The 8161-nt window shown below is 70.2% G+C and carries 8 protein-coding genes; 6 read left to right on the forward strand and 2 right to left on the reverse strand.

The window, feature by feature from the left end:
- Positions 1-410 precede the first annotated feature (410 nt).
- From ADY59_RS22890 to ADY59_RS22900, 3 genes are read left to right on the forward strand one after another with little or no spacing between them, the layout of a single operon-like run.
- Positions 411-1511: a bifunctional DNA primase/polymerase gene (locus ADY59_RS22890; protein ID WP_197093797.1), complete on the forward strand. Its 1101-nt coding sequence runs from the start codon at positions 411-413 to the stop codon at positions 1509-1511.
- On the forward strand, positions 1508-2962 hold the full coding sequence (locus ADY59_RS22895) for a DNA primase family protein (protein WP_049565305.1): 1455 nt from the start codon (positions 1508-1510) through the stop codon (positions 2960-2962). The genes ADY59_RS22890 and ADY59_RS22895 overlap by 4 nt, the downstream gene beginning before the upstream one ends.
- The gene (locus ADY59_RS22900) at positions 2959-3363 is read left to right on the forward strand and encodes a DUF6009 family protein (protein WP_049565306.1); all 405 of its coding nucleotides are present in this window, start codon (positions 2959-2961) and stop codon (positions 3361-3363) included. The genes ADY59_RS22895 and ADY59_RS22900 overlap by 4 nt, the downstream gene beginning before the upstream one ends.
- A gap of 38 nt (positions 3364-3401) precedes the next feature.
- Here ADY59_RS22900 and ADY59_RS22905 read toward each other — a convergent pair whose 3' ends face one another.
- On the reverse strand, positions 3402-3842 hold the full coding sequence (locus tag ADY59_RS22905) for a winged helix-turn-helix transcriptional regulator (protein WP_197093798.1): 441 nt from the start codon (positions 3840-3842) through the stop codon (positions 3402-3404).
- Between the two features lie 295 nt (positions 3843-4137).
- On the opposite strand from ADY59_RS22905, the gene ADY59_RS22910 reads away from it, so the two are divergent.
- Positions 4138-4998 (forward strand): isocitrate lyase/PEP mutase family protein, encoded by an 861-nt coding sequence (locus tag ADY59_RS22910; RefSeq protein ID WP_082310328.1) that lies wholly within the window; start codon positions 4138-4140, stop codon positions 4996-4998.
- A gap of 70 nt (positions 4999-5068) precedes the next feature.
- Positions 5069-5422 carry a VOC family protein gene (locus tag ADY59_RS22915; protein WP_049565310.1) on the forward strand — a complete coding sequence of 118 codons (354 nt, stop codon included), beginning with the start codon at positions 5069-5071 and terminating at the stop codon, positions 5420-5422.
- Positions 5423-5477: 55 nt separating this feature from the next.
- Here the strand turns inward: ADY59_RS22915 and ADY59_RS22920 are convergent, their stop codons facing one another.
- On the reverse strand, positions 5478-6410 hold the full coding sequence (locus ADY59_RS22920; RefSeq protein WP_049565312.1) for a helix-turn-helix transcriptional regulator: 933 nt from the start codon (positions 6408-6410) through the stop codon (positions 5478-5480).
- A gap of 54 nt (positions 6411-6464) precedes the next feature.
- On the opposite strand from ADY59_RS22920, the gene ADY59_RS22925 reads away from it, so the two are divergent.
- Positions 6465-8012, forward strand: coding sequence for an MFS transporter (locus ADY59_RS22925; RefSeq protein WP_231618839.1), 1548 nt, complete (start codon positions 6465-6467; stop codon positions 8010-8012).
- Positions 8013-8161 lie beyond the last annotated feature (149 nt).

Here is an 8161-nt window from a genome sequence, read left to right on the forward strand (position 1 = left end):
GTCGCGTACGAGGCGGCGCAGCGACCGAAGCTACCCAAATCCCTAATAAGGGGCACCCGTCCCGGTTTTGGGCATGCATTCGCCGAGTCAATACCGGATTCCAGTCGCTTCAGTCGCTGCCTGTCTGCTGGAACCGCAGGTCAGAGGCAGCGGGGCGACGCTCCGAGCGACTGAAGCGACGCGACGCGGGAAGCATCCCTCCCCACTGTGTTCCGGCCTCATGGGTAGTCGCCTCTGGTCGCTTCAGTCGCTCCTGATACGGCAGAATGGTCGGGCAGCTTCCGCAGGTCATCCACGGCGAACACCCGTCCGGGACGGGCTGTCCGCGGCGAAGCACACCCGCCATCAGGGCGACGTTCTCGCGGGGCAGCGACTCGGCCGGCATCGAATCAGGGGCGGGGAGGGAAGGCGTGACGCTGCACTCCGATCACCGCGGTCAGCGCGCGGCGCCCGCCCTTCCCCGGTCGCTGGCCGTCGCCCTGTGGTGCGCCGGCCAGGGATGGCCGGTGCACCCGCTGCGGCCGGGCGCGAAAACCCCTGCGGGAAACTGCCCGTCCTGCAGCGAGCGGGGCCACACCACGCGGGGATGCCCGTGTCTGAAGCAGGGCCGCTGGTGTCACGGGTTCCTCGCCGCCACTCTCGATGAGGACCTCATCACCTCGTGGTGGTCACACACGCCCGGCTTCGGGGTGGGGGTGGCCTGCGGGCCGGCGGGCCTGGTGGTGATCGACGTCGACGCCCATCCCACCCCGGTCCCCGACCGGGGGCGGCTCCTGCCCGGCATCACCATCGATCCCCGGGTCGACCTGTCCGGGCTGGCCAACGGTTTCCACACCATCGCCCTGCTCGCCGCGCTGCGCGGCGAGCAGAGTCCCGCCGACGACGCATCCACGCTGCGGGTGCGCACCCCTTCGGGTGGCCTGCATGTGTGGTATCGGGCGGCTCCCGGCGACAGGTTCCTGTGCTCCACCGGGTCGGGGCCCGGTCGCGCGCTGGCATGGCAGGTCGATGTACGCGCCACCGGGGGCTACATCATCGCGCCGGGGACACGTACGAAGGACGGCGCCTACGTCGCGGCCGGCGAGTGCAGAGAGCCCGCGCTCCTGCCCTCGTGGCTGCGTCACGAGCTGATCAGGACGGGACACCTGGCCTCCCCGGACCCCGCACCGGCGACACCCGCCGTGCCGCCGCGCGCCCGCCTGGCCGTGCTGGAGGCCGGCGGCGGCCCCGACGCCGTGGGCGACCGCACGTTACGACGGCTCGTCGCGGAGGTGGAGGCGTGCCGGCTGGTGCCGGAAGGAGCCGGCTTCAGCGCGAAGCTCAACCGGGCCGCCTACACCGCCGGTGGGCTCGTCGCCGCCGGCTATCTCACGCACGGCATGGCCCACGCCGTGCTCACCCGGGCCGCCCAGCACGCCCGGCCCGGCCAGGAACGACGGTTCGAGCGCATCATCGACTCCGGCCTGGCCGCCGGGCAGCGCCGCCCGTTCCATCCGCAGGAACGGCCATGAGCCCTTCCCGGGGGCGGGACGAGCTCGACCCGGTCGCCGCAGCCCGGCAGACCGTCGGCGATCATGGTCTGCTGCCGGACAGCCTGACCGACCGCGGCAACGCCAAACTGTTCGTACAGATCTATGGCCGCGACTTCCGGCACGTCCCCGGCATGGGCTGGTTCCGCTGGGAGCGACACCGGTGGGTGCTGGACGAGAGCGACGCCGTCATGTGGGCCGCGGGCGAGATGGCAGAGCAACTCACGGTCTTCGACCCCCGGGGTCGCCACAGCTCCGCCGAGTTGCGACGGCATCGGCGGCGCGCGCTCTCCACCACGGGGATGCACGCCCTGCTGGCCCAGGCCAAGGCGGCTCCGGGCATAGTCCTGGCGCCGTCCGCGCTCGACGCCGACCCCTACGCGCTGTGCACTCCGGCGGGAGTCGTGGACCTGCGCAGCGGCGTCATCTCGGCCCCCGATCCGCTGAAGCAGCCGCACTCGCGTTCCACCGCCGTCTCCCCTCAGCGGGCGGCCACGCCCCGGTGGCGGCGATTCCTGGAGGACACCTTCGGAAGTGACGACGAAGGACGCCAGACGATCGACTTCCTCCATGTACTGCTCGGCTACTCGATCACCGGAGACGTCGGCGCCCAGGTGATGCCGTTCCTGTACGGGCAGGGCAAGAACGGCAAGTCCGTGCTGGTCGAGGTGATGCTGCAACTGCTGGGCGACTACGCAGACGCGGCGCCTCCCGGCTTCCTGATGGCCAGGACCTTCGACGGGCACCCGACCGAACTGGCGGAGTTGCGCGGCCGGCGCATCATCGTGTGCTCGGAGCTCAAACCGGGCGACCGTTTCGACGAGGCCCGCGTCAAGCTGCTCACGGGCGGGGACAAGATCAAGGCCCGCCGGATGCGGCAGGACTTCTTCAGCTTCGACCCCACCCACCACCTCTGGCTGCTCGGCAACCATCGTCCCGAGGTGATGACCGGCGGGTTCGCCTTCTGGCGCAGGCTGCGCCTGATCCCCTTCGACCGGGTCGTGGCCGAGGACCGCAAGATCGACAACCTCGCGCGCATCCTCGTCCAGGAAGAGGGACCGGGCATCCTGGCCTGGCTGATCGAGGGCGCCGGCCGCTACTTGAACGGCGAGAAGGACCTGTCCGGGCCGCAACGCGTGCGGTTGGCGACCGACGCCTACGAGGCCACGGAAGACGTCGTCGGCCGGTTCGTCACCGAAGCGTGCAAGCTCGACCCGGCCCTGCGAGCCGAGCAAGCGAGCCTCTACAGCGCTTACACTCGTTGGTGTGGTCACGAAGGAGCAACCCCCGTCTCGGCTCGCGCCTTCGCAGCCCGCGTGCGCGACGCCCTGGGAATGGCCTCGCCGAGGGAGATGCTCCTGTCGAACTCTCGCAAGTTCTATCCAGGGCTTGGCTTGATCTCCGATCTTGACGGTGAGGAGTTGCAGCGGTGAGCGCTTCGATCACACCCGACAATCTCGCGCACGAGACCGAGTTGGTATGGCTCGAGGACATCCAGGACCTCGACTACGTCCGCCAATGCCTCGACCGGCTGCCGACGCGCGGCCGCAAGCCCGCCTACTACCGCAACGGCCGGATGGTGGGCTACGCCGTCCTGGGCACGACCGCCAAGGGCTCCCCCGCCTCGGGGACCTTCCTGCGCCGGGTGTTCTGGCTCGCGCCGCATGACCGCGACCAGCAGCCGCAGGGCTTCTACAGCACAGGGGCCCCCGTCGAAGCCGTCGATCCCCGCACCCTGGCCCCACGCGTGCCCGGCAGGAAAACCGAACGTTCGGAAGGCGGCCCTCCCTCCCCCGCCATGGTCGAACTCGGCATCACCCTCGACAAGGCGTAGCGAAGACTCCGTCGACCGCGGCACGGCGTGACCTCCGGCTACCCTGCCGGCTGGAATGCTCGCGGCCGGACCTGCACGTCCGCGAGGTCGACGTCGTCCTCGCAGGCGGCACACCGGATCTCGTGCTCGACCTCCGTGTCGCACCGCTGGTGCACGAACTCCACGGGCCCCGGGCCGATCCAACGATCACCCCACCGCGTCAGCGCGACGATGACCGGCTTGAGCGACTGGCCCATCTCCGTCAGCAGGTACTCCTGGTGGCCCGGCCGGGACTCAAGAGCATGCGTACGCAAAATCCCAGCCTCGACCAAGCCGCTGAGGCGCTTGGCCAGGATGTTCGGTGCGATGGCCAGGCTGCCCTGAAACTGGGAGAACCGGGTGAAATGCCGAAAGAGCGCATCGCGCAGGATCAGCAGACTCCAGCGTTCGCCGACCAACTCCAGCGCCCGCGCGGCCGCGCAGTCCTCGCCTTCGTACATCCGACCCAGCATGCACCCCTCCCCCCTCCTTGCATGATGAAAGCACTCTAGCTAGCATCACGCTACCATCTCGCTCGAAGGAGGGAGCCACCGGCACGGCCGCCGGCGACGACTCCTCACCACCTGACAAGGACGACACCCATGAGCAGCCGGCAGGCGTCATCGGCCAGGGGGCTGGCGAGCCCACGCTCATCCTAGGAGATCTCGCCTGGGCGGGTCCGGCCTGCCCGCCACGACATAGCCCCGCTGCCCGCGCGGCCGCCACACGCACCCATCCGTGAGAAAGAAGAACCAGATGAGCGACTCATCCAGCCGGACCACGACCGCCGAGGATTCCTCCGGCGTCACGGGAGCCGCCGCGTCCGGTGCGACCACGCCGAAGCCGGAACAGGCCGCGGCGCTGCGAGGACTGCACGTGCCAGGCACACCCGTGGTGCTCCCCAACGCCTGGGACGCGGCCTCGGCACGGATGGTGGAGGCCGCGGGCTTCTCCGCCGTGGCCACGAGCAGCGCCGCGACCTCCCAGATCCTCGGATTCGAGGACGGGGAGGCAGCTCCGGTGCAGGCGGTCCTGGACGCGGCACGGCGGATGGCGCAGGCGGTGAAAGTGCCGCTGACCGTGGACTTCGAACGCGGGTACGGGCTGGCGCCGGCGGAACTGGTCGAGCGGTTCGCCGCGACCGGAGCGGCCGGCCTGAACCTGGAGGACTCAGACCCGGCGAGCGGGAAGCTGCTGAGCGTCGGCGAGCAGGCGGACTTCCTGGCCGCCGTCCGCCAGGCGGCGCGGTCGCTGAACGTGGACCTGGTCATCAACGCCCGCACGGACGCGTTCCTGCGCCAGGCGGGAACTCCGGAGGAGCAGCTGGCCACCAGCCTGGAGCGCGGCGCGCGCTACCTCGAGGCCGGCGCGGACTGTGTCTATCCGATCGGCGTGGGCGACCCTGCCATGATCAAGACTCTCACCGAAGGCATCTCCGGCCCCGTCAACGTGGCCTACGGCCGCGGCGCCCGCTCCCTGTCGGAGCTCGCCTCCCTCGGAGTCGCCAGAGTGACCTTCGGCCCCATGTTCCAGCGGCATCTCTACAGCATGCTCGAATCCACACTCCTTCCCGCCCTCGCCGCCGGCGACAACCCCTTCCAGCTCGGTCCCACGTGACCCCGGCCGGCACGTGCGCGGACGCCCCTACTCACGGCCATCTCGATGAAACCAACCAAAGGAGCCCGAAATGATCACACCGAAGCCCGGCAGCATCCTGATCGGCACCACCCGCCCCGCGGAGCTGCGTGACTGGTACCGCAAGGCGCTCACACCCGGCCACGACGGCGAAGGAGTGATCGACCTGGGCGGCTTCTGGCTGATCATCGAAGAGCGCGACGACGTGGACACGAAGAACAACGAGCCGGGCCGGATGATCCTCAACTTCCACGTCGACGACTTCGACGCCGTCGAGGCGCAGCTGCGGGCGGCGGACGTGGACTGGATCGCTCCCGCCGAGGACCGCCCCGGCGGCCGCTTCGCGACGTTCGCGGATCCCGACGGGAACTACCTCCAGATCATCCAGCTCAAGCAGGAGCCCTAGATTCCGGACGTCACCACGAGGAACACCACCGCTCCGTAGATGCGACGAGCTTCTCTCAAGAAGCGCTTTCCGTGGTGTTCGTGCCCACCTGTTCGACGGTTCTCGGCCTGCCTGGCTCGGTGCGGAAGTCCGCGGGTCGCCGGGCGGTGACCTGGCCGGCCAGGAGCCGTAGCGCGTCGGCCGAGGCGCCGTCACCGGCCGTGAAGATCTCGAGCCGGTGGTCGGGACTGTCGGGCTGGAGCCACACCTGGTAGTCGACGTCGACCCTTCCGACGGTGGGGTGTCGCAGGCGCATCGTGCCGACGGTGCAGTCCGCGACGTCGCCTGTGGCCCACAGCGTGGCGAAGTCGCCGCTGCGCATGGCGAGCTCGCCGATCAGCTCCGCGAGACGGGCGTCGGTGGGATACCGGCCGGCGGTGAGCCGCAGGTAGGCGACGTGGATGCGGGCGAGCTCGTCCCAGTTCCGATGCAGGTCGCGCATCAGGGAATCGAGGAAGAACATCCGAGGGACAGACGGTCGCCGCGCGAGATCCCGGGGCGCGTCGAAGTCGACGTGCTCCGCGAAGAGCGCGTGTCCGATGCGGTTCCAGGCGAGCACGTCGCCGCGGCGGCCGAGCACACGGGCCGGCGTGGTCTCCGCCACAGATTCCAAGAGCGCCAGCACCCGGGGTTGCGGTGTCTCGGGGCCGGGGCGTACCAGGCGTGATGCGCTGCTCTGACGGGCGAGGTTGTGCAGGTGGGCCGTCTCGGCCGAATCGAGCTGGAGCACGCGGGCGAGCGCATCGAGCACCTGCTCGGACGCGGTGCCGGCCTGGTCCTGCTCCAACCGGGTGTAGTAGCCGACGCTCACGCCGGCGAGCTGGGCGAGCTCCTCACGGCGCAGGCCCGGCACGCGGCGGGCGGTGCCGTAGGTCCGCAGGCCGACGTCGGTGGGCCTGACCCGGTCGCGACGGGATTTCAGATACGTCCCGAGGCTCTCTAGCTCCATGGGCCCAGCCTAGGCGGGACGGTCCGGGCCTGGGTGTCCCTGCGGGGTGTACCCATGGCGCGGGTATGGCTGTCGGGCGGCCGGCGTCCCACCGTCGAGGACATGAACGAACGGCATGCTCCTCACTCAGCCGACCTGCGGGCGTGGCTCGGCCTGCTGGTGATCCTCGGCCCCGTACTGCTGGTGGCGATGGACGGTTCGGTCCTCTTCCTGGCGATGCCCAAGATCACCGAGGCCCTGTCCCCCACTGCCGATCAGGCCCTGTGGATCCTGGACGTCTACGGATTCGCCGTTGGATCGCTGCTCATCGCGTTCGGCAACCTCGGCGACCGGTACGGGCGGCTGAAACTGCTGCTGATCGGCGCAGCGGTGTTCGGGCTCGGCTCAGCCGGAGCGGCATTCGCGCCCACCCCCGCGCTGCTGATCGCCTTCCGGCTGCTGATGGGCGTCGCCGGGGCCACGCTGCTGCCCTCGGCACTGGCGGTGCTCAGCGAATTGTTCACCGACCCGCGCCAGCGGTCCAAAGCGATCGGGATCTTCGCGGCCACCTTCGCCGCCGGCTTCGCGATCGGACCCGTCGTCGGCGGACAGCTGCTGAGCAGGTTCTGGTGGGGGTCGGTCTTCCTGATCAATCTCCCCGTCGCCCTGCTGTTCCTGCTGCTGGCCCCGATCCTGCTCCGCGAGGTCCGCGCCACCCGGCCGGGTCGCCTCGACGCCTTGAGCGTCCTGCTCTCCGCCGCGGGCATCCTGCTGAGCGTGTACGCGATCAAGCACGCCGCCGCAGAGGGCTTGACGGTGACCTCGGCGGTCACCGGGGTCGCCGGCATCACCATCCTCGGGTGGTTCGTCCGGCGGCAGGGCCGCCTCGACCAGCCGCTGATCGACTTCCGCCTGTTCCGCGACCGGATGTTCACGATCGCGGTCATCACCGGGCTGCTGCCCCTGGCCGCCTGGTCGGCGACCGCCTACCTCGCCGGCGTCTACCTCCAGTCGGTCCTCGGCCTGTCCGTGCTGCACGCCGCCCTCCTCGCCCTTCCCGGCGCGGCGGTGCTCACCGTCACCTGCGTCGTCACACCGGCGCTGGTCGAACGCATCGGCAAACGAGCAGCGCTCATCGCCTGCCACTTCTGCATCGTCGTAGGTCTGCTTGTGCTGATGCCCATCGGCCTGTCCGGCGGGATCGGCTGGTACATCGCCTCGACCGTCATCGCCGGCGTCGGCTACGGCATCTCCTTCAGCGTCGTCGCCGACACCGCCGTCGCCGCGGTCCCTCCGGAACGCGCCGGTTCCGCGGCGGCGATCGCCGAAACCAGCAACGAGATCGGCAACGCCCTCGGCATCGCGCTCCTCGGCTCGCTCGCCGCCCTGCTCTTCCGGCTCCAGGGGCCGGACCTGGCCGGCACGCTCGACGAGACGCTCCAGATCGCCGACCTGGCGCCGGCGGTGGCCGGTGAGGCGAAGGCCGCGTTCGTCACGGGTCTGCACGCCGCCGCCCTCACCGCGGCCGTCCTTCACGGCGCGCTTGGCGTCCTCGCGCTGCGCTGGATACCGAGGGCGCCCGGCATGGACGAGGTCGGCGCCGTCCAGGAGACGGTCCGGTGACGGGTGCGCTCCGGGGCGGCCGGGACGAGACGCACTACCGCAGGAAACCTTCGTAGTTGCGCTGCTGCAGCTGGCTCTCGATCTGCTTGACCGTGTCCAGGCCGACACCAACCATGATCAGGATGCTCGTCCCTCCGAACGGGAAGTTC

The organism is Nonomuraea sp. SBT364 (genome assembly GCF_001083785.1).
GTDB lineage: Bacteria > Actinomycetota > Actinomycetes > Streptosporangiales > Streptosporangiaceae > Nonomuraea.

Coding starts and splice junctions, on each gene's coding strand:
- ADY59_RS22915 (WP_049565310.1), top strand. CDS start 5,069: ATGATCACACCGAAGCCCGGCAGCATCCTGATCGGCACCACCCGCCCC.
- ADY59_RS22925 (WP_231618839.1), top strand. CDS start 6,465: ATGGCGCGGGTATGGCTGTCGGGCGGCCGGCGTCCCACCGTCGAGGAC.
- ADY59_RS22920 (WP_049565312.1), bottom strand. CDS start 6,410: ATGGAGCTAGAGAGCCTCGGGACGTATCTGAAATCCCGTCGCGACCGG.
- ADY59_RS22895 (WP_049565305.1), top strand. CDS start 1,508: ATGAGCCCTTCCCGGGGGCGGGACGAGCTCGACCCGGTCGCCGCAGCC.
- ADY59_RS22910 (WP_082310328.1), top strand. CDS start 4,138: ATGAGCGACTCATCCAGCCGGACCACGACCGCCGAGGATTCCTCCGGC.
- ADY59_RS22905 (WP_197093798.1), bottom strand. CDS start 3,842: ATGTACGAAGGCGAGGACTGCGCGGCCGCGCGGGCGCTGGAGTTGGTC.